This window comes from Ruegeria sp. G2, from assembly GCF_056533505.1.
Genome location: NZ_JBQFON010000016.1, coordinates 1 through 22100, shown reverse-complemented (window position 1 = coordinate 22100; position 22100 = coordinate 1). Strand labels below are relative to the sequence as shown.

At 55.4% G+C, this 22100-nt stretch carries 18 protein-coding genes and 1 tRNA gene; 11 read left to right on the top strand and 8 right to left on the bottom strand.

What is annotated here, in order from left to right:
• Positions 1-368 precede the first annotated feature (368 nt).
• The gene (locus ACR0DU_RS21000; RefSeq protein WP_480877209.1) at positions 369-743 is read right to left on the bottom strand and encodes a hypothetical protein; all 375 of its coding nucleotides are present in this window, start codon (positions 741-743) and stop codon (positions 369-371) included.
• Positions 744-832: 89 nt separating this feature from the next.
• Between ACR0DU_RS21000 and ACR0DU_RS20995 the strand changes: the two genes are divergently transcribed.
• The gene (locus ACR0DU_RS20995) at positions 833-1591 is read left to right on the top strand and encodes an alpha/beta fold hydrolase (RefSeq protein ID WP_480877212.1); all 759 of its coding nucleotides are present in this window, start codon (positions 833-835) and stop codon (positions 1589-1591) included.
• On the opposite strand, the gene ACR0DU_RS20990 is transcribed toward ACR0DU_RS20995, so the two are convergent.
• The 6 genes from ACR0DU_RS20990 to ACR0DU_RS20965 all read right to left on the bottom strand — a co-directional run bounded on the left by ACR0DU_RS20990 (position 1592) and on the right by ACR0DU_RS20965 (position 10487).
• Positions 1592-1777, bottom strand: a complete 186-nt coding sequence (locus ACR0DU_RS20990) for a hypothetical protein (protein ID WP_010442554.1) — start codon at positions 1775-1777, stop codon at positions 1592-1594.
• An 85-nt stretch (positions 1778-1862) separates the two neighbouring features.
• The gene (locus ACR0DU_RS20985) at positions 1863-2255 is read right to left on the bottom strand and encodes a rhodanese-like domain-containing protein (RefSeq protein WP_010442555.1); all 393 of its coding nucleotides are present in this window, start codon (positions 2253-2255) and stop codon (positions 1863-1865) included.
• 72 nt (positions 2256-2327) lie between these two features.
• Complete coding sequence (locus tag ACR0DU_RS20980) at positions 2328-3668, bottom strand: HlyD family type I secretion periplasmic adaptor subunit (RefSeq protein ID WP_170775239.1); 1341 nt, start codon at positions 3666-3668, stop codon at positions 2328-2330.
• Positions 3669-3671: 3 nt separating this feature from the next.
• A complete protein-coding gene (locus ACR0DU_RS20975) occupies positions 3672-5963 on the bottom strand; it encodes a type I secretion system permease/ATPase (RefSeq protein WP_319546763.1) in 2292 nt (763 codons plus the stop codon).
• A gap of 36 nt (positions 5964-5999) precedes the next feature.
• Positions 6000-7946, bottom strand: a complete 1947-nt coding sequence (locus ACR0DU_RS20970; protein WP_480877204.1) for a type I secretion protein — start codon at positions 7944-7946, stop codon at positions 6000-6002.
• A 129-nt stretch (positions 7947-8075) separates the two neighbouring features.
• Positions 8076-10487: a hypothetical protein gene (locus tag ACR0DU_RS20965; RefSeq protein ID WP_010442559.1), complete on the bottom strand. Its 2412-nt coding sequence runs from the start codon at positions 10485-10487 to the stop codon at positions 8076-8078.
• A gap of 431 nt (positions 10488-10918) precedes the next feature.
• Between ACR0DU_RS20965 and ACR0DU_RS20960 the strand changes: the two genes are divergently transcribed.
• Together ACR0DU_RS20960 and ACR0DU_RS20955 are read left to right on the top strand one after the other, a co-directional pair.
• On the top strand, positions 10919-11860 hold the full coding sequence (locus ACR0DU_RS20960; protein ID WP_480877200.1) for a helix-turn-helix transcriptional regulator: 942 nt from the start codon (positions 10919-10921) through the stop codon (positions 11858-11860).
• A complete protein-coding gene (locus ACR0DU_RS20955; RefSeq protein WP_010442561.1) occupies positions 11853-12350 on the top strand; it encodes a hypothetical protein in 498 nt (165 codons plus the stop codon). Before ACR0DU_RS20960 ends, ACR0DU_RS20955 begins: the two co-directional genes overlap by 8 nt.
• Positions 12351-12358: 8 nt before the next feature.
• Here ACR0DU_RS20955 and ACR0DU_RS20950 read toward each other — a convergent pair.
• Positions 12359-12444: transfer RNA gene (locus ACR0DU_RS20950), tRNA-Leu, on the bottom strand.
• A gap of 215 nt (positions 12445-12659) precedes the next feature.
• On the opposite strand from ACR0DU_RS20950, the gene ACR0DU_RS20945 reads away from it, so the two are divergent.
• From ACR0DU_RS20945 to ACR0DU_RS20910, 8 genes are all read left to right on the top strand, one after another.
• Positions 12660-13703 (top strand): pyridoxal-phosphate dependent enzyme, encoded by a 1044-nt coding sequence (locus tag ACR0DU_RS20945; protein ID WP_480877197.1) that lies wholly within the window; start codon positions 12660-12662, stop codon positions 13701-13703.
• The gene (locus ACR0DU_RS20940; protein ID WP_010442563.1) at positions 13700-14845 is read left to right on the top strand and encodes a M24 family metallopeptidase; all 1146 of its coding nucleotides are present in this window, start codon (positions 13700-13702) and stop codon (positions 14843-14845) included. Before ACR0DU_RS20945 ends, ACR0DU_RS20940 begins: the two co-directional genes overlap by 4 nt.
• Positions 14842-15555, top strand: coding sequence for a maleate cis-trans isomerase family protein (locus ACR0DU_RS20935; protein ID WP_480877194.1), 714 nt, complete (start codon positions 14842-14844; stop codon positions 15553-15555). The genes ACR0DU_RS20940 and ACR0DU_RS20935 overlap by 4 nt, the downstream gene beginning before the upstream one ends.
• Positions 15556-15687: 132 nt before the next feature.
• Positions 15688-16788: an ABC transporter ATP-binding protein gene (locus ACR0DU_RS20930; RefSeq protein ID WP_010442565.1), complete on the top strand. Its 1101-nt coding sequence runs from the start codon at positions 15688-15690 to the stop codon at positions 16786-16788.
• Between the two features lie 102 nt (positions 16789-16890).
• On the top strand, positions 16891-17982 hold the full coding sequence (locus tag ACR0DU_RS20925; RefSeq protein ID WP_170476914.1) for an extracellular solute-binding protein: 1092 nt from the start codon (positions 16891-16893) through the stop codon (positions 17980-17982).
• A gap of 70 nt (positions 17983-18052) precedes the next feature.
• On the top strand, positions 18053-19327 hold the full coding sequence (locus ACR0DU_RS20920; RefSeq protein ID WP_170476917.1) for an ABC transporter permease: 1275 nt from the start codon (positions 18053-18055) through the stop codon (positions 19325-19327).
• Positions 19328-19332: 5 nt separating this feature from the next.
• Complete coding sequence (locus ACR0DU_RS20915; protein ID WP_010442568.1) at positions 19333-20544, top strand: ABC transporter permease; 1212 nt, start codon at positions 19333-19335, stop codon at positions 20542-20544.
• 160 nt (positions 20545-20704) lie between these two features.
• Entirely contained in the window at positions 20705-21925 is a 1221-nt protein-coding gene (locus ACR0DU_RS20910) for an aminopeptidase P family protein (RefSeq protein WP_319546757.1), read from the top strand.
• Positions 21926-22100: the final 175 nt, after the last annotated feature.

Here is a 22100-nt window from a genome sequence, read left to right as displayed (position 1 = left end):
CCAATGGCGAAGAAGGCAATGCCGCAGTCGAAGCAAAAGTCAAAGCCGAAGTCGCTGAGCTTTGCGCCAAGTTTCCGATCTATCCGAACCTCTGAAAAGTCCGGACTTTGATCATTAAAAGCGGCGTCCTGTGGGCGCCGCTTTGCTATATAGATTGACGTACACGTGAGAAATCAGTGGTGCCTGATGCATCCGGCGTCGTTGGCAAAATCTGCTGCGCGCACATCAAATAGGAAGATACGGGCAATACAAGCCTCAAACGCTTCAAAAATATTGTTCTCGGAGGTGTGACGTCTGATCTGGGTTTTAGCCGGCCGGAGGCTCTTTGCATCATCCTCTGATCCGCGCAATTGCGCCTGAATTGCGAATCAGATCAAGCCACGCGACCTGAGGATAAAGATCGACACGGCGGTCAAAACCAGCAAGCCCAAAGCAAGCGACCCCAGAAAGCCTAGAAACCACCCCCAGCGCCGGTCAGCAAGGTTGATAGCATTCAGATGGCTTTGCACATCCTCCGATGCCTGCTCGAGTTTGGGTGTATCCAGCAATAGCCGTAGCTTTGGATGAACTGCCATCTTCTCGGCCTGCGCAAGCACCAGTGCCTGCTTATAGACCTTGCGCGGCAATCGTCGTCTCGCGCGGCGAACCGATGCTGTCAGAGTTTTGTCCCGCACACCAAGCTTTTTACGCAGCAGTAAGATGGTCTGCGCGATTTGGGTCTGTATATCGAATTCCTGCGACATTCACGTCTCCTGACGGGGCAATCTAACCGCGCTCAATGCTGACGACAATGGGGCTGGTTGTTCCATGTGGTGGCAGGTATCACATACCCATGTTGAACACGATCATCCATGGCGACCCGACCGACCAACCTCCTTTGTTGATTGCGCATGGCCTATATGGCTCGGCGCGAAACTGGGGTGTGATTGCGCGGCGCTTGTCAGACGAGCGGCAGGTGATCGCAGCCGATATGCGCAATCATGCCTACAGCTTTTGGAATGATCAGCATGGATACTCCGAATTGGCGCAGGATTTGGCCGAAGTGATCGACAGCATAGGCGGTGCCGCAGATGTCGTCGGGCATTCTATGGGCGGAAAGGCCGCAATGGTGCTAGCCCTAAAGCACGGAAACAAGGTTCGCAAACTGGTGGTCGCCGACATTGCTCCGGTTTCCTATGGACATAGCCAGATCAAATACATTGAAGCGATGCGCGCTGTTGATATGTCACCTGTTGAACGACGATCTGATGCAGAATCGCAGCTGGCGGATCAGGGAGTTGAAAAAGCACTTCAGAGCTTCTTCACGCAATCTCTGGATGTCGAGAACAAGAAATGGCGTTTGAATCTTGATGTTCTGGCTGATGAAATGCCCAAAATTATGGGTTTTCCAGAGGTGTCTGGCAATTGGGATGGTCCGACTCTTTTTCTTTCTGGTGCCGCATCGGATTATGTCTTGCCCGAATATCGCGACCAAATCCGTCAGATGTTTCCCGCTGCACGCTTTGCCAAAATTCCCGGCGCAGGCCATTGGCTGCACGCCGAGAAACCTCGTGAATTCGAAGCGGCCGTCAGAACCTTTCTGAACGCCTGATCATGCACCTTGATAGAGACGCTTGGCCACGAGCCATGACGCGGGTGCGGCAACAACAGCACCTGCAGCGGCCGCGGAAATGATCGCCACCGAACTGACCATCCCGGCGGCCAGAACGGCGATTACAGCACTACCTGCAATTGCGGTAGCGATCAGAGAATATAGCATGGCTGCAAGGCGTATCATGGCCAGTCGTCCTGTCGTTTGGTTTCTGGCCAAGACATTACACCCCTAGTATATTCGTGGCATTGATTTGGGTCAGAATTCGTCGCTACATTCCGCGATCCATCGGACCGATGGTTTCTCCGCCACCCTCAACCCAATCTGAGTACCCACCCAGATTATAGACATGAGAAAATCCCATATCCTTAAGCAGTTTTCCTGCCAGCGCTGCCCGGCCTCCTGACGCGCAATGCAGGATGATCACCCTGTCCTTGCGCAATTCAGGATCATGAGATGGCAAATCTGGATCAGCCCGAAATTCCAACATTCCGCGTGGGATATGGTGCGAACCAACGGCGCGACCGGTACGTTCCAGTTCTGGTGCGTCGCGAATATCCAAAAGTAATGCCCCCTGTCCCAGCAATTCCTGCGCCTTGCTGGCACCAATACGCTCAACCGCGGCGTTCGCTGCTTGCATCATGTCCTTGACCGTCAGTGCCATCTTCGTCTCTCCTGCTCGTTGATCCGCTAAAGGCTAACATGCAGAAAATTGAAGGTGTAGAGGTTCAGGCAATCAATGTTCCCTGAAGGCACGTGACATACTGTCGACAACCGGTTTGGCGATATAAGCGGCAAATGTGCGCTCTTCGGTTTGGATCATGATCTCGGCAGGCATTCCGGGCGTGGGAACAAACCCTCGTACGCGGCTCATTTCATCGGCGGTCAACGAGATGCGCGCCAGATACACCTCTTGCGGCATGCCAGCAGAATCTTCGACAAGCGAGTCGGCCGAGACGTAGAACACCTCACCTTCCAGAACAGGCGTCGTACGCTGGTTGAGGGCCACGAGCCGTACCGTCGCAGTCTGGCCAGTTATGACGCTGTCGATCTCGGTTCTCGGGATTTGCGCTTCGATAATCAACGGCGCGTCAGCGGGTAAGATCTCGGCGATCTGTTCGCCTGTTTCGATAACGCCACCGGGCGTGTGATGGTGTAACCTTACGACGGTTCCTGTGACCGGCGCCCGCACCACAGCACGGTCAAGAACACTGCGGGCCTGGCGCGCCTTTTCGCGCACACTTTCCAGATCGGCTTCGATAACGCCCAATTCGTCCAGAGCGGCCTCACGATAGGCTGATCGTGTCCGCAGAATCTGTTCTTCGTATTTCAACAACATCTGATTGACCTCGGCGGTCTCTGCCCGCAGGCGTGCCAATTGACCCTCGGCCTCGGCCTGTACCCGGCGGATCGTGTTCAGATCGCCCTTGCGTACAAGCCCTTTCTCAAACAGTGAAAGCTTGGTGTCATATTCTTCCTTCAATATGTCCGAGCGGCGCTCCATACTGGTCAACTGCGCTTCAAACCCCGAGGCACGGATTTTCAATGCCTCCATATTACGCTGAAGCAGGGCGATGTCGTTCAGTAAAGTCTTGCGCGAAACATCAAAGCTGAGTTTCTGATTGTCGAGGATCGTCATGACCTCAACGTCGTCTGACGCTTCGATCAGCGCTGGCGAAAACACCAGGTTTTCCTGTTCGCTGTGCTCGGCCAGAAGCCGCTCAGTCATCGCTTGAAGGCGGATCTTGCGGATGAACAATTCGCGCTCATTGGCCTCGGCTGAGGTCTGGTCCAATGTCATCATGATCTGTCCGGCCTGAACGGATTCTCCTTCCGCGACCAGAATGTTCTCGATGATCCCACCTTCCAGGTGCTGTACGATTTTATTACGACCGGTGGCGACAAAGCTGCCTTGCGCGATGACCGCAGCCGCCAGAGGCGCGCGGAATGACCAGACGCCGAAGCCACCAAAACAGATGATCAGCATGGCTAAACCAATCACTATGAACTTGGTGATCGAGCGCGGAACCTCGGCATACCAAAGCCCGGATTCGTCGGTGCGTGCCACTTCGTTCATCGCTTAATCCCCCTTGCCCTGAATTTCGGGTGGTTGCTGGCGCGGCCCGTTGAGCTTTTCCAGCACCTGTTCGCGTTGCCCGAACAGCGCCACACGTCCGTCAGTCAGCAGCATGATCTTGTCGACCACATTCAGTAGCGTTGGTTTTTGTGTGATGACGACCACGGTGATCTTGCTTTCCTTGGCCTGTTCAATCGCCCGTGCCAGCGCCTTGTCGCCCGCCACATCGAGGTTCGAGTTCGGTTCATCCAGAACTACCAGTCGCGGGTTTCCGAAGAAAGCCCGTGCCAAAGCGATACGTTGCTTTTGCCCGCCAGAAAGGGGCGAACCGTCTGCGGCCACCACGGTTTCATAACCTTGTGGCAGCGTCGCGATCATGTTGTGTACGTCTGCCAGAACGGCGGCATCGTGGATCTGCTCATCTGTGGCGTCCGCACGCATCCGGCCGATGTTGTCCTTGATGGTACCTGGAAACAGCTGCACGTCCTGCGGAAGATAGCCAATATTCTCGCCAAACTGGCGTGGATCCCAATTGCGGATATCCATCAGATCCAACCGGACGCTTCCCGAGGTCGGAAGGATCGAACCCACCAGCGTTTTGCCCAGCGTCGTTTTCCCCGCGCCTGAATTCCCGATGACTGCCAAAGTTTCCCCGGGGTTCAGTGCAAAGGTAATCCCGTTTAGAACGACACTCTTGGTTCCACCCGGGACATAGAGCAGACGCTCTACATCCAGCCGTCCCTCGGGCCGCGGCAGGCGTAATTTTTCGTATTGCAGAGCCGAACTCGACAACAGAGCCTTGATCCGGCCAAAAGCACCTCGCGTCAGCAGGAATGTATTCCAGCCCTCAATCGATCCCTCAATCGGAGCGAAGGCCCGGCCCGCGATGATCGAAGCGGCGATGACCATTCCTCCGGTGATCTCTCCCTGCAGGGCCAAAAAGGCGCCCCACCCCAAAATGCTGATTTGTGTCAGCAAGCGAACGGCACGGGAAATAGCAGCGAAGATGACGTTGCGGTCCTGCGCTTTGACCTGCCAGGTCAGCGATTGTGCTGTGTCACGACCCCAGATGCGCACCGCCTCGGGGATCATCGCTAACGCGTTGATGATCTGACTGTTGCGCGACATCGAATCCAAATGCTGGTTGGCCAAAGATTGCGCCTGATTGGCCTTGGCAAAGGGCTTGGCCGTCATCTTCTGGTTGATCAGTGCGATCACCATCAGGATAAGAGCCGTCGTCACGACAATCATCCCCAATTGCGGGTGGACCAGAAAGATCATCAGGATGAAGAGCGGCGCAAACGGAACATCGAGAAACGAAATCAATGTGCCAGAAACCAGAAAGCCCCGCACCTGCTGCAGATCACCCAAGGTCTGATATTCACGTCCATTACCATGCAGAGAAGCGTGTGCAGCGGCACTCAAAACCGGAGCACCAAGACGAGCGGCCACTTCGACCGCCGTGCGCATCAACATGAATCGCCTAACCGCATCAAAGGCTGATTGAAAAATGACCGCCCCGGCGACGATAGCGGTCAGCATGATAAGCGTATCCAGCGACCGGCTGGTCAGAACTCGGTCACTGATTTGAAACAGGTAAATTGGGATCGCAAGGATCAGAACGTTAGTTGCGCAAGTCAGAACCAGCACGAAAGCCAGATTGCGCCAGATTGCCCGCAGTGATGTGCGCAGAGTCTTCTGGAAATCTTCAGGCGGGGTGCGTTTGTGAAAAGTTTGGGGTGGCCCGTTCCCGTCGCCGCCTCCCGTTTCCAGGCGCATCAACGGTTCATTTGCCTTAGCCTCGATCGTGGTGCCCATGCGATTTTTGCCGTCCGACGGCACAGAGGGGGTCATGCGCGCAGTCGATTGATCGGCGGCGTCACGATCAGGGGCTTCCGCATCGGCCACCCCAGCGTCGCCACCCACAGGATCCTTGTCTTTTTTGGGCCGCGACCGCGTGCGCCGAAGGGGAGAGCCAGCGCACGATTTTGAATTTGCATTCTGCTGCTCTGCCTCTGCTTCTGCCTGCGTCGGTCTGTATGTTTGTTGCGCCGCACGCGGCAATTCTTCTGGATCATTGGGGTGCGTCGCAGGTTCTGCAGCTGCCGTTCCAACGCAAGGATCAGGCATCCGCATTTCAGGGGTCAACCGCAATCGTGCCTCTGTTTTCGACAAAGAATTCCCGTTTGACTTGGCCACGCGATCACGGGTTTTGAGGGTCAGCGGACCCCCTCCTCCGTGCCGGTCCAATGGGCTAGCAAATCGGGTGCGGCGCGACGAAAAAACGATCGACATAAACTAACCTTCCGGTCACTCGTAAATCAGGGAAAATCAGGCCAGCATGGTTTGCAGGCCATCAGAGGAATTTGCCATTTCGCTGGGCGTGAGGTCATTGCCGTTTGGAGCGATGTCGCCTTGGTGTCCGGGCATCCCCGCCTCTGCCATAATCGCGGCAATGGCTTCGTTAGTCATTTCCGAGACTTCCTCATTGGTCGGCATGTCAATCAGGCTCGCCTGATGCAGCAGCAGGTCCGAAAATGCACCGTCCTGCGCCATCACGACTGAATCCACGCCAGCCTTGGTGATGTTCGCCGCGTTCAACATCGCATTACTGCCAGCTATTACTTGAGTCTCATCAGCGTGTTGGCCATGCAGGTGAACGTCATCCTGATCAGCGAGGACCGTCGATTGTTCGGTCACATTGACCTGAACCAGAGAACCATCCACTTTGAGTACCCGCATCTGTTCCATGCCGGCGAACATCGGATCGTTCATCAGCGCTTCTTCCAGCGCGGCCATGTTCTCTTCACCAAAGGCCATTGCTTCGGCCATTGAACTATGCATCTCCTGATGCGTGTCTTCGCCTTCTTTCTTCAGAGAAACCTCGTTCATGACCAGGTTCTCATCCGATCCTTCGACGGGCCCAGGCAGTCCACCCGTAACCACATCGTCATCCATCAACACATGGGTCTGGATGAACGCATCGACCGTAATCATGTCGCCTTCAATCATGATCAGATCATAATAGCTGCCAAGTTGGAGGATATTTGTGACATCCACCATCTCATTGTCGCCCAGTGCATAGAGCGTCGTCGTCGCGTTGATCTCGGTATCAATGTGATCGATATCTGTCGCATCAATGTTCTGCTTCACAAAATTAGCGACGATCAGGTCAGTGGTGATCCAATCAACATGTATGAATGCCGGAGCGTCGTCGTCACTTGAATCCTGTTTCAGCCAAGGTGCGGAATTACCTTCGACCTCGATTGTCGAAGAGTGCACCACGTTGGTGCCCGAGTCACCATTCGTGCCTTTGTCCGTGTCCGATATAACAGCAACTTGGCTGATCATGGCCAACTCGATCGATTTTCCACCCACGGCGATGTAGGGCGCGTCGACCCACGCTACAGTTGCGTTCACTTCGTTGATCGCAAGATTGCCGCCTGCAATCACCGTGTGGCCATCGGCAAATTCGGAATCCTCATCCTGATCCCATTCCGCAGGCATCGCATCAGGCGTTTCATCCTCTTCCTCTTCGTCGGGCCTGTGATGCTCGGGCAAAAGGTCATCCCAAACCGGGGCTTCGTCCACATACTCACCATTGACGATTACACCCATCGCGTCTTCGCCGTGGAACTGATAAACAACTGCGCCTTCAACTTCGATATTGATCGGTGCGAGCATCTCTGCGGCCAATGTCTCCACATATTCGATAGACAGATAGTCGGAGATCGAGAATGAAGGCACAGCAAACCCATGCATCGAGGCCGCAACCTGCGCTGCTGCTTCTGCCTGGGCGATAAGTTGGTCGACGTCGCGAAAATCCCCTTCGCCAACGACATCATTGTCGCGTAGAAAAATGTTCTGGAATGTATAGGTTACTGCCGAGCCGATAAGTTCGGTCACAATTTCAAGCTTCTGTTCGATTATGAACGTTGCGCCAATGCCGGTGGTCGTCTCAGGCAACGGTGGACCGTCAGTGAGTGGTGGCTCTAGTGTGATGGCCGTTTGAATGTCCGGTCCCTCAACCAGTGGTGGAAGTTCAGGAGTGGCCGGGGGGGTGTTGAACCCATAGGGTAGCGGGCCAAATTTGCCCGGGTCTAATTCAAGATCTGCTTTGACCCGGATTTTTGCGGGCTCTTCCAGTTCGTCGAGTTCCGCCTTGCGTCTGACGGCGGTGAACTCTTCGTACTGATCCCTCAGCCGGGCTTTTTCAATCGTGAGATCAAAAGTTCCAATAAAGTGTGCAATCTTTTCGGTAACACTATCGAATGACATTTCGATGATCCCTTACCCCCTTACCGGCATAAATTTCCGGTTCGGGATTTACTGGGCCAAGGCCACATCGTGTGGCCCCGGCGATTTCATTTAACGGGGGCCGAGAATGCGGCCCCCGAAAGGTTGGTCTTACACGTCGGTGTCGTCGCTTGCGTAGGACGATGTCATCGAACCACCAACCATGGTCGTATCGACCGAGTTACCAAGCACGTTGGCACCCATGACGATCGATTGGTTGAAGGCCGATGTATCGACTACTGCAGCTGCTGATGCGTAGGACTCACCGTTGACGATACCATCGCCACCGTTGTTCGAGCCCCACATCCCGCCGTCACCACCAGCACCACCGGCACCTGAATATGCGCCGGAAGCTTCGCCACCGGTGTTCATCGCACCCGTGGTTGCACCGCCAGTCGACGAGCCCATGACGTCACCACTGGTTCCGCCATTCGACGCCGCTGCACCGCCTGCACCACCGGCGCCGGACGTTGCGGTACCGGTTGCGTCACCCGAAGCCGACGAGTCTGCATCATTGTCAGATGACGCGTCACCACCGTATCCGGCAATCGCTTCGGCAAGGCTTTCTGCATAACCGTCATTGGCTGCATCGGACCACGCTTCGGAATCGCCACCGTTTCCGGCTTCGTTGGTTGCGTCAGCAGAACCTGCGCCGCTTGCCGCCGAGCTTGACTCGGGGTTGGCTGTTCCGCCTGCACCACCAGTACCTTCGGCGGTTGCCATACCATCACCGCTGGCGTCCGCAGATCCATTGGTTGTGTTGGTTCCACCGTTACCACCGGAACCATCAACGTCCTGATCGTTATCGGCCGAGCCGTCGATGTCACCGGGTGACTGCGTGATTACCGGACCAGCGGCATCTTGGTCACCAACGCCTTGCGCTGCCGCATCTGTGTCTACGTAACCGCCACCTGCGCCCCCGGTTCCTGTACCACCAGTACCTGTACCACCAGTACCTGTACCACCAGTACCCGTACCACCGGTACCCGTACCGCCAGTACCCGTACCACCGGTACCAGCACCACCAGTACCACCGTCACCGCCGGTACCGTTCGAGTTACCAGCTGCAGCTTCTTCTTCACCGTCTGGATCTTCCTCTTCGACAAGGAGTACCGGGAATGGGAAGGCTTCTTCTACAGAGCCCGAATCTCCACCGGTACCGTCACCACCGTTGGCGTCGCCACCAGTGCCGGAACCGCCTGTGCCTTCGCCACCAGAGCCTTCGCCACCCGAACCTTCACCACCTGAGCCTTCACCACCTGATCCTTCGCCGCCAGAACCGCTACCGCCATCGGCATCGTTCAGGCCAAGTGCACCCGCACCCGCCAGACCCAGACCGATATTACCACCAGAGGAAGATTCGTTAGCTTCGTTGGTTCCTTCGCTGGAGTTGTCAGCCGAACCGTCATTTTCAGCGTCACCATCTCCACCATCAGCATCTCCGGTTGACGAGTCATTGCCTGCTAGGCCGAGACCGGCAGCCAGCGCGCCTGAGGCGTTATCACCACCATCTGCATCGCCATCAGCGTTCGATCCGGACAAAGCAAGGCCAAGACCAAGACCAAACGATTCAGCGTTACCACCGTCGCCACCGGTCGAGTCGCTGTCTGCGCTTGCTTCACCGTAGTTATCCGCATTGGACTCGCTATCGGCGTCACCGCCATCACCACCAGTGCTGTCACCGCTGGAGTGTGCACCGGAAAGACCAAGACCAAGGCTTGCGTTATAGGCATCACCCGAAGATGCGCCATCACCACCGGTCGCTGAACTATCAGCACTTCCAGAATGACCACCGAGTGCAAACGAATGGCTGCCGCTGGTGTCGCCATCGGCATCACCTCCATAGCTCTCTCCGCCATCACCCGAGTCGCCACCATCGTTATTTACGTCGATACCGTCTTCCGCGTAGGCCTCACCTCCATGAGCGTTGCCACTTTGGCTAAAGTCACCTGAATTTGATACCGATGCGTTACCTAGTGAGTCGTTATCCTCTAGGCTCGCGTACTGGCTGTTGATGGATGCGAAGTCGTTTCCTGGGCCATCTTGTGAGATATCAATGTTGATATCATCACCGGGATCATAGTCCAGGTCGTCACCAGCGGTGATTACGTCGCCTACATCACCATCAATATCTTCGATATCGACATCTACTTTGTCGTCATCGCGCGGAATCCACTCGCCGCCACCGAAGTCGATGTTCACTTCGTTGTGGTTCGAGTTGTCATTGTTGTTGTTGTCTTCTCCACCGTTGGTGTTTTGCTGGTTCTGATTTTGGTTTTGGCGCTGATCCTGATCGTTGTCATTATCATTTCTTGAACGTTGTGATTGATCTTGGTCCTGTGAGTCAGAATTGTTCGCAGAATTATCAACATCTTGCTCTTGTTGCTGTTGTTGAGCGTTGATGTCCGCTTCGATATTTGCTTCGTCTACCGCGATATCAGTATCAAAATCGGCGTCCAGATCGTCGATTTGGACTTCATCAACTGTTGTTACGGTTGTCGTTTGATTAGGCTGGCGTCTCATAATAAATTCCACTTTTACGGAAGCACCCGACCGCCATTCATCTACAAAGCGGTTACTGGCGCGGTTAAAACAAACGTCGCGCACAGAGCGTCAAACTGGACACTCGCGCGGCAGTGATCGTCTTCTGTTGGTTTGCCCCCCTTTCTCGGCTTAGCCGATTCCGTGACCACGGGGGTCTCGCCAAAATACGCGAATCCATGGGCACGTCAGGTTCAAGTGCGCTTTACAAATCAAAGCACCATCATGGTTGCAGTCATGAGCGGGCATGCATAGCTGGTCGAAAGCATTAGTTTCTTTAACTACTTATTATTAATGCGCTTTATTGGGAAAATTGCCCCTTCCATCGCCAAATCGAAGGGGAAACAATCTCGGCAGATCGAACATTATTATTAATGAAGCCATTTCATCAGGTTAGGCAATCTGGAGTGAAGTTGAACCTGATCAAAGGTTCTAGATATGCGGCTCCTAAGTACTGCCTCTGGTTGCTGAAACCCGTACTTTCAGGTATGATGAAACGTAATTTGAATAAAAAAATTTTCTCACGTCGCTTAACCCTGTGCCCGCATTTTTTGGCTTCAGAAGGTGACGTTTTTACTAGTGGGGGAAGATCAGTGAGTTATTCCTTACAAGACCATGCCCGTAGTCAGATCGAATATCCCGAAGAGCTTTCGATCATATTTATCGGTAAAGAACTGTTCTATTCGGACCAAACCCTAAGAAGTGTTCAAACTGAATTCGGTGTTGGTGCAGAGCGTTTTGATCACCTGGAAGACGTGCTGGCCAAAAGTAGTGTCGCGAGTTCCGCCGAACGAATAATCGTGGTGGATCAGATGATGCTGGATGAGCTGCTGGCTCGACCCGCCGATTATGCAAAAATTGCCGAAAACGGCTGCCTTGCCTTCGCCTATCGCAAGAAAGGCCCCGCTCGGATATTGTTCGAACACTGGGACCGCACGAGTTTTGGCAACATCGGATATCTGCCGATGAACGTCGCTCCGGATGTGTGGCGGGCGATATTGCGGCTTCTCATGCATGAGGAACTACACCTACCTTGTTTTCTGGCCGACAGTATGGCGGCATCGCCAGGCGCAGCGGACGTACCAATCGAAAAACAGCCTGCGACCAGAACTCGGTCACCCGACAAACTACTGCAATACGCAAAGCTTACACGCCGGGAAAAACAAGTTTTGAGGCTTGTTTCCAAAGGCCAAAGCAACAAAACGATTGCGACCAGGCTGGGCATTACTGAACATACAGTCAAACTGCATATGCATAATGTTTCGGGCAAAATCGATGTGAGCAACCGGACCGAGGCCGCTCATTTCTATTTCGAGGTCGCGCCGAACGAAGCGCGTAGCGCAGCCGTTGGATGAGGCTTTCGAAACCCGATTTGACCGGCTCATCCTGCTGGTGGGTCGCCTCAATTACATGTGGACAAATACCGAAAGCCTTCTGATCCATCTCATTGCTGGGCTAACCGAGGCCAACAAAGATGTAGCAGTGATCATTTTCCTGACTTTGAACACGACGCGAGCCCGCATCGATCTGGTCGAGCGTCTTGCGAAGATGGAAGGTCGCGCACCTGAAATCCGTGATCCGATCCTTGAACACACCCAGCGATTGTCTCGCTTGTCCTCCATCCGGAATAAGTACAACCACTGCATTTACTCCTTTGATCAGGAAAGCGGAAATCCCAAGACCATCCTGATGAGAATCGCTGATCGCAAAACTGATATTAAATTAGGGCGGGAAGATACGGTGGATGACAAAGCGATGAAAGAAATCGAGGATGTCGTCTCTCAGCTTTCGGACGCGAACAAAGACATCTGGAAACTGATATCCCGGCTGGGTTTCCCGGTCTGAAGCTCAACTGGTGCGGGCGGTGGGACTCGAACCCACACGGCGCTAAGGCCTTCGGATTTTAAGTCCGATATGTCTACCATTCCATCACGCCCGCATATCACCTGAGCGATAAATTCAAACCACACTGATGATCTAGGCAATCTCTTACAAGCAACCAAAACGATTGAAAAGATACTCAATGGATTGATCCATAAATTCGAATGTCGGTGCGATCAAAATTCAGGACCGGACGTGTCAAGGAAACGCTTTACTTGACAGGGTTCGGGCAATTCGTTCACGTCTGCGCATAAACCGGTCAGGGAGCGAAGAATGAAGATAATCAGCAACCCGTTTCGAAACGGATCCAAGCTTGCAGATCAGGCCCCCTACCCGTCAGTCGAAACCGTTCGACTGGGGCGGCACCGTTCGTTCTGCCCGGATTTTGAGCCAACGCCCTTGGTTGATGCATCAGCGATTGCACCGGTCGCAAGCCTCTGGGTCAAAGATGAACGGCCCCGCATGAGTCTGGGATCGTTCAAGGCTCTGGGCGCCGCTTATGTTATTGCCTGTCAGGCGAACGAGGCTTCGGACAAACCAGGCAGCGACACCCTCAAAGGGCGTACATATGTCACGGCAAGCGCGGGCAATCACGGGATGAGTATGGCCGCCGGTGCTCGTGTCTTCGGGGCCGATGCGGTGGTTTACATCGCGGAAACCGTTCCCGAGAGCTTTGCCGAACGTCTGCGCGCGCAAAACGCACAGGTGGTTCGGGCCGGTGCGGACTACGCAGCAAGCATGGAGGCCGCCAATCTTGCCGCGCAAGAAAATGGATGGACCCTGCTCTCGGATAGTTCTTGGGACGGGTACACCGAACTCCCACATCTTTTGATGGAAGGGTATCTACAAATGGCTGTCGAAGCAGCCGAGCAATGCCCCGAAGCGCCCACCCATATTCTGCTGCAGGCCGGTGTCGGAGGCATGGCTGGCGCTGTCGCCGCCTATGCACGCGTGGTTTGGGGTGACGAACCACAGATCATTGTTGTGGAGCCGACGTCCGCCCCTGCGCTTCAGTCCAGCATCGAGGCCGGGCACTGCGTTTTTGCAGATGGGCCAGACAGCATCATGGGTCGGTTGGATTGCAAAGAACCGTCGCTTATTGCGTTGAATGGGCTTGCGCGGGATGCTGATGCATTTCTGACCATCAGCGACACTGACGTAGCAGCCCTATTGCCTGTCATGGCAGAGGCAGGGTTGGAAACCAGTGCCTCGGGAGGCGCTGGAATTGCTGCTGTCTTGAACGACGCCAGCCGCACCGGTTTGGAAATTGGCCCTGATGCCAAGGTGCTATGCATGTTGACCGAGCAGCCGGCATGACTGGATTCGCTCCGGCAGAGTTCGAGGCTCGGGTTGCGCGCGCTCAAACGCGGATGCAGCGGTTAGGTCTTGCAGCCCTTTTGCTGACAACGGAGCCCGAACTACGATACTTCACCGGCTATCTCACTCGGTTCTGGGAAAGCCCGACCCGACCCTGGTTTCTGATTGTACCGGCCTCCGGCAAACCGGTTGCAGTAATTCCCTCCATTGGTGCCGCGCTCATGGCGCAGACTTGGATTGATGACATTCGCACCTGGAGCGCACCCGACCTAATAGATGACGGGGTATCCTTGTTGGCGGATACGCTGAGCGAATTGACGGCCGAGGGCGATGAAATCGGCTGCCCCGATGGGCATGAGACACATCTGCGCATGCCTCTGGCCGATTTAAGACGCCTTCAATCAGCTATAGGAACGCGCAAAATTGTCGGGGACCATGGCATCCTAAGGGGGCTGCGCATGGTGAAATCTGATGCCGAAGTCGCCAAGATCCGAGCTGCCTGTCAAATCAGCGCGCGCGCGTTTGCACGGGTGCCGGAAATTGCCTCGGCCGGCACACCGCTGGATCAGGTTTTTCGACGTTTTCAGATGCTTTGCCTTGAGGAAGGCGCGGACTGGGTCCCCTATCTGGCCGGCGGTGCCGAACAAGGCGGGTACATAGACGTGATCTCCCCTGCCAGTCAAACGCCACTTAGGTCGGGTGATGTTCTGATGCTGGATACAGGCCTCGTACGCGATGGATATTTCTGTGATTATGATCGCAACTGGTCGGTCGGTCCGGCAAGCGCGCCGGTTCGTGCGGCGCATTCGCGGCTGATCGAAGCATCGGACGCCGCCTTTGAACAAGCTCGTCCCGGTGCCACCGCGTCGCAATTGTTTCACACCATGAATACAATCTTGACTGACGGAGGTGTTGGTACGGATGCTGGTCGACTGGGCCACGGGTTGGGGATGTCACTGACTGAATGGCCCTCGCTTATCCCTGATGACCATACAGAATTGGAGGCCGGGATGGTGTTAACTCTGGAGCCAGGCATCGCCGTGAACGATAAGATCCTCGTTCATGAAGAAAACATCCTGATCACCGATGGCGCGCCTGAATTCCTAAGCCCGCGTATCGGACCGGAGATCCCTGAGCTATGAGCACCTTGCCCTATATCCTAGATGCGGATGATCCCTCAGCGGTGCCAATGGGCCTGATCGTGCTACAGACGGATGAGACAATCGAGCCTGAGTTTCGTACACTTTTCGCGAATGACAAAAGCCCGCTCTATGTCAGCCGCATCCCCAGCGGGAATGAGGTTAACACTGATACTCTGGCGCAGATGGAAACCGACCTGTCAGCAGCGGCCGATCTGCTGCCCAAGGCACGGCGTTATCGGGTTGTGGGATATGGCTGTACGTCCGCCAGCTCAGTTATCGGTTCGGATCAGGTTGAGAAAATGGTCAAGCAGACCTGTGATGTTCAAATGGTAACGAACCCTTTGCGCGCAGCGACAGCTTGCGCCGAGGATCGAGGGGTATCGAAGTTTGCGCTGCTTTCCCCCTACATCGAAGAAGTGAACACCCCGCTGCGTCGCGCATTTGCGGATCAGGGAATCACAATGGATGTATTCGGCACTTTTGGCGAGGCAGAAGAGGCCAAGGTGGTGCGTATATCAACCGAATCTGTGGTCGAAGCCGCGGTCCGTCTGGGCAATGATTCAAACGTCGATGCGGTGTTCTTGAGCTGTACGAACCTGCGAACCCTTGCTGCGATTCCCCGGATCGAAAAGGTGATCCGCAAACCGGTTCTTTCAAGCAATCAAAGCTTAGCCTGGCATATGAAGAAGCTGAACATGTCGCAAAACTAGGCAAAAGCGGCGTTATCAGTAATCCATTTGCTTTACGGGCTTGCGACCATTTGTTAGCCTCGGGTTTAATACACGAGAAGATCAATGAAATCCGGACCAACCGGATAGTCAATTGACGCAACAGGGGGTCTTGTGACCGACACAAATAGCGACGCTGCGTTTGTCGAATTTCAACGCGTGCAAAAGTCTTATGACGGCGAGAATCTCGTCGTTAAAGATCTCAACCTGGCACTGCCAAAGGGCGAATTCCTGACTATGCTCGGGCCGTCCGGTTCAGGCAAAACAACCTGCTTGATGATGCTTGCCGGATTCGAAACCGCCACACATGGCGAAATTCTTCTGGATGGAAAACCTATTAACAACATTCCGCCGCACAAACGCGGTATCGGGATGGTGTTCCAGAACTATGCTTTGTTTCCGCACATGACCGTAGCCGAGAACCTTTCGTTCCCGCTTGAGGTTCGCAAGCTTGGCAAGTCTGAACGGGAAGAGAAAGTTAAACGGGCTCTGGATATGGTCCAGATGGGCGCCTTTGGCGGCCGCCGTCCAGCGCAGCTTTCTGGTGGTCAGCAACAGCGGATCGCCCTGGCCCGAGCACTGGTGTTCGAGCCCGAATTGGTTCTGATGGATGAACCGCTGGGTGCGCTCGACAAGCAACTGCGTGAGCATATGCAGTTCGAAATTACCCGTCTGGCGCATGAGTTGGGTATCACAACCGTTTACGTGACCCATGACCAGACCGAAGCCCTGACCATGTCCGACCGCGTGGCGGTATTCGACGATGGCCGTATTCAACAGCTGGCGCCACCGGATCAACTATACGAAGAGCCTGAAAACAGCTTCGTTGCACAATTTATCGGTGAAAACAACACGCTAGAAGGCGTTGTTAAATCGATAGACGGTGACACTTGTCTTGTGCAGTTGGATGACGGATCGGAAATCGATGCTGTTCCGATCAACGTGCATAATCCGGGTGAACGGACCAAGGTCTCGATTCGGCCCGAACGTGTGGAATTCAACAAAGACCGACTGCATGCAGACGCACATACGCTAAAGGCCACAGTCAAAGAGTTCATCTATATGGGTGACGTGTTCCGCTTCCGCATGTCGGTGGCCGGGAATGACGAGTTCATCGTCAAGACGCGCAACGCCCCCGATGCCGTTCGCCTGCAGCCCGGCCAAGAGATCGATATCGGCTGGTTGGCCAAGGATTGTCGTGCGCTCGACGCATAGACCAAACCGCGCGGCACAAGCGCGGTTTCACCGAGGGACCGGCTGGCGAAAACCCGTGCGTCAGCTGACACTATGATAAACGGGAAGTACTGGGAGTAACACATGAAACCAACCAAAACACTGCTGACCGCAGCAGCGCTGGCGACAGCGGCTGGCGGGGTGTCTGCTGAAGAGATGACAATCGTTTCTTGGGGCGGAGCCTATTCCAAATCGCAGCTGAAGGCTTATCACGAGCCCTATTCGGAAAAAACCGGCGTCACCATCCTGAACGATGACAGTTCAGCCGAAGCGGTTGCCAAACTGCGCGCGATGAACGAAGCGGGCAACATCACCTGGGACGTGGTTGACGTGGTTGCGGCGGACGCGATCCGTCTATGCGACGAAGGTCTGGCGATGGAAATCGACCCTGACACCATGCTGGCCCCGGCACCCGATGGCACCTCGGCTGCGGACGACTTCGGCGACCTGCTTGTCAGCGACTGCTTTATTCCTCAGATCGTTTATTCGACCACGTTCGGCTATCGTACCGATCTGGTAGGGGACAACCCGCCCAGCGATATCTGCGCTGTTTTCGATCTTGAAAACTACCCGGGCAAGCGTTCGCTAGAAAAGCGTCCGATCAACAACATGGAATGGGCCCTGCTCTGCGATGGCGTCGCCAAGGATGACGTCTATGACGTGCTAGCAACTCCGGAAGGTCAGGAGCAAGCGCTGGCCAAGTTGGGCACTATCAAGGACAACGTAGTCTGGTGGTCTGCCGGTGCGGATACACCGCAGTTGCTGGCTGATGGCGAAGTCGTCATGGGTTCAACCTATAACGGTCGCCTGTTCAGCGTGATCGAAGAGCAGAAGCAGCCCGTAGCGATGCTGTGGGACGCACAAGTGTTCGATCTGGACGGCTGGATCATTCCGGCTGGCCTAAGCGATGAGCGTAAGCAGCGCGCGCTGGACTACATCATGTTCGCGACCGACACGCAGCGTCTGGCAGATCAGGCCAAGTACATCTCGTACGGTCCGGCCCGTGCTTCGTCGGCACCGCTGGTGGGTCAGCACGCCGAACTGGGCATCGACATGGCACCGCATATGCCAACCGATCCAGAAAACGCGAAGAACACGTTCCTGTATAACTACGAGTTCTGGGCGGACTACCGCGACGACATCGACGCCAAATTCCAGGCGTGGTTGGCGCAATAAGCGGCTAATTTCCTGACACAGTCGGGGGCGGTGCGCCGCCCCCGGACCAAAGAAAACCCAAGGGGCACCGATGACTGACGCTAGCCAAAACGCCGGACCTATGCTGGCAGCGGACGGAACACCGCTCAAGCAATCGCTTGCACGTTCTTTGCGGCGGCAAAAGCTGCGCGCTTTGATGCTGGTGGCCCCTTTGCTGCTGTTTGTTTTGTTCTCGTTCATCGTGCCGATCGCTTCGATGCTGTTCCGTTCGGTTGAAAATAGCATCGTGCAGGAAACGCTGCCTCTTACGGTTGAGGCACTGAAGAACTGGGATGAGACCAGCGGTGAACTGCCGGACGAGGCAGTATATGATGCGTTCGTCCGAGACATGGTCGTGGCCGTAGACAACAAGACACATACCCGATTGGGCTCGCGTTTGAACTACGAAGAGACAGGCATGTCTTCGATGTTCCGCCGCTCAGGCCGGAAGCTAGGCAAGATGGACCCCGAAACCGATGGCCCATTCAAGGACCAGGTGATTGAGGTTCATGACGGTTGGGGCGAACCGCAGACCTGGGCGGTGATCAAGACGCACTCTCCTGCTGTCACCAACGGTTATTTCCTCAACGCGGTCGACATGCGCCGCACGCCTGAAGGGGCGCAGTCTCAACCCGAAGACAAGCAAATCCTGATCAAGCTGTTCGGCAGAACACTTTTCATGTCGCTGGTGATTACCGGAGCCTGTATCCTGCTGGCATACCCAGTTAGCTATTTGCTGGCGACACTTCCGATGCGGGTTTCGAACCTGCTGATGATCCTTGTCCTGCTCCCCTTTTGGACTTCGCTGCTGGTACGGACATCAGCCTGGAAGGTGATGCTGCAGCAACAAGGCGTGATCAACGAAACGTTGGTCTGGCTTGGGCTGGTGGCTGATGACGCGCGACTAGTGATCATCAACAACCAATTCGGCACAATAATTGCGATGACGCATATCCTGCTGCCGTTCATGATCCTGCCAATGTATTCGGTGATGCAGACCATTCCGCCCTATTATACCCGTGCTGCAAAATCCATGGGCGCAACCAACTGGACGACCTTCTGGCGCATCTATTTCCCGCAATCCATTCCGGGCATCGGCGCGGGCTCGATCCTCGTGTTCATTCTGGCGATTGGCTACTATATCACGCCCGAAATCGTCGGCGGCACCAAGGGTGTCTTCATCTCGAACCGGATCGCTTACCACATCTCGTCCTCGCTGAACTGGGGATTGGCAGCGGCACTGGGGACGATCCTTCTGGCGGTCGTTATGCTGCTCTACTGGTGCTACGACAAGATCGTCGGCATTGATAACGTGAAACTGGGATAATCGACATGGCCGCACTTACTCCGATATCCCGCAAACCACTTTCAATGGTCCTACCCAGCGTCGCGCTGGCTGGAGCCTTCGCCGGTATCTTTGTCGGCGCGGGCAATGGGTCGATACTGCTCGGCATAATAGGTGGGGCTGCTCTGATCGCAGCCGTGGCCTGGATCTACATCACAGTCCTCAAGAATGAGAAATTGGCCCGCTGGATTAACATTCTGGGCTTTGGCATTATCGGCTTTCTGTTCTCTGGCGCGATGGGTGGCGTTCTTGGCCTGCTGGGCGGATGGTTCTTCGTCTGGTTTATCTATTGGCTGTACGAAGGCCGTTATCGTCAGAAATTGTTGCCGTACCTGACCCCGAAACAAGTGTTCTATCACTACCTGTTCCGGGTGATCTGCGGTGCGATTTTTGTCTTCCTGATCACCCCGATTCTCGTGGTGCTGCCGCTGTCGTTCAACGCGCAGGACTTCTTTACCTTCACGCCCGAGATGCTGCGTCTGGACCCTGAAGGGTATTCGCTGAAGCATTATCGCGACTTCTTTACCAACAATGAATGGCAGCGCAGCTTCAAGAACTCGCTGATCATCGCCCCGATTGCGACAATCATCTCGGTTTCGTTAGGTACGTTGGCAGCCATCGGCCTCAGCCAGAGCCATGTTCCCGGCCGGCGCGCCATAATGGGCATTCTAATCTCACCCATGATCGTGCCACTGATCATCTCGGCCACCGGCATGTTCTTCTTTTACAGCGATATCGGTCGCTTCATGGAGGGCACGCTAGGCATGAACAAGAACTTCGTTGGCTATGTGAAAGTTATCCTTGCCCACGCCGTTCTGGGAATTCCATTCGTGATCATCACCGTGACCGCGACGCTGGTCGGTTTCGACCGCTCACTGACACGGGCGGCGGCGAATATGGGCGCGGGTCCGGTGCGGACGTTCTTCAAGATTCAAATGCCCTTGATCCTGCCGGGCGTGATCTCGGGCGGTTTGTTTGCCTTCATTACCTCGTTTGACGAGGTGGTTGTGGTGCTGTTCGTCGGCTCGGCCAGTCAGAAGACCCTGCCCTGGCAGATGTTCACCGGCCTGCGTGAACAGATCAGCCCGACAATTCTGGCGGTGGCGACAATCCTTGTTGTGATCTCGATCGCGCTGTTGACCACAGTTGAATTGCTGCGCCGCCGGTCCGAGCGTCTGCGGGGGCTTTCCCCGTCTTGACGCAGGCCAGCGCGTGATCTAACGATTCACCCGTTCATCCCAGCCGCGATGGCGTCGCGGACACACTGGGATGATCGGCTCTCGGAACCCGAGACCGCCTGTCCTGAACGCCGGGACAAGTGGCCGGGTTTGCCGCCCGGCAAAGATGAGAGACCTTGTGATGACAGACACAACAAAACGCCCCGAATTCTTCACTTGCCACAATGGCGACAAAGCCCCCCTTCCGTTCAGCAAGGGCGAATACGACCGCCGCCTTGGCAAACTGCGCGCCATCATGGCCAAACATGACATCCCCGCAGTCCTGCTGACATCGATGCAGAACATCGCCTATTATTCTGGCTTTCTATATTGTTCCTTTGGTCGCCCATACGGCTGCGTGGTGACGCAAGACGCCTGCACCACCGTCTCGGCCAATATCGATGCGGGCCAGCCGTGGCGGCGCTCGGTCGAAGACAATGTCATCTATACTGACTGGAAGCGCGACAATTACTGGCGCGCCGTGGCCAGCCTGATCGGCGGGGCCAAGCGGATCGGGATCGAAGGCGACCACATGACTTTGGCGGCGCGCAACACGGCGCTGGACATGCTAGGTCAGCCGGAACTGATCGACATCGCGCCTGACACAATGTTTGCTCGCATGGTGAAATCCGCAGAAGAGATCGAGCTGATCAAAGGCGGCGCGCGCACCGCTGATGTGGGCGGGGCTGCCATTCATTCGGCAATCCGCGAAGGCGCAACCGAAATTGAAATCGCCATGGCCGGTCGCGATGCGATGGAAGAGGAAATCGCCCGCGCCTACCCCGACGCAGAATATCGCGACACATGGGTTTGGTTCCAGTCGGCGCTTAACACCGATGGTGCCCATAACCCGGTGACCAAACGCGCGCTGCAAAAGGGCGATATCCTGTCGCTGAACACCTTCCCGATGATCTCGGGCTATTACACCGCGCTGGAGCGCACCTTGTTCCTCGGTGAACCCGATGCAGACAGCCTGCGCCTGTGGAAAGCCAACGTCGCGGCACATGAGCTGGGCCTGAGCCTGATCAAACCTGGCGCGACATGCTCGGGCATCACAGCAGAGATCAACCGTTTCTTCGCGGATGAGGGCCTGCTGCAATACCGCTCCTTCGGGTACGGCCATTCCTTCGGCATCCTCAGCCACTATTACGGGCGCGAGGCTGGTCTGGAACTGCGCGAAGATATCGACACGGTGCTGGAACCCGGCATGGTCGTCTCGATCGAGCCGATGCTGTGGATCCCTGAGGGCCAGCCGGGCGCGGGTGGGTATCGTGAGCACGATATCCTCGTGGTCGGTGAGGACGGGGCCGAAAACATCACCGGTTTCCCCTACGGCCCCGGCCACAACATCATCGGCGCGTAAGGAACCAGTTGGGGTGCGATAGCAGCCCCGCACCGCTCGTGATGCAGTTAGTCGACAATAAAGCTTGGAGCGCTTTGTCCGCTCCGAGCCGAGGCTGTGTGAAAACTCCGGATGCTGTATGCTTTTCGGCAAAGACCGGAGGCAGGCATGTCGGGATATATCGAGGGTACGGACC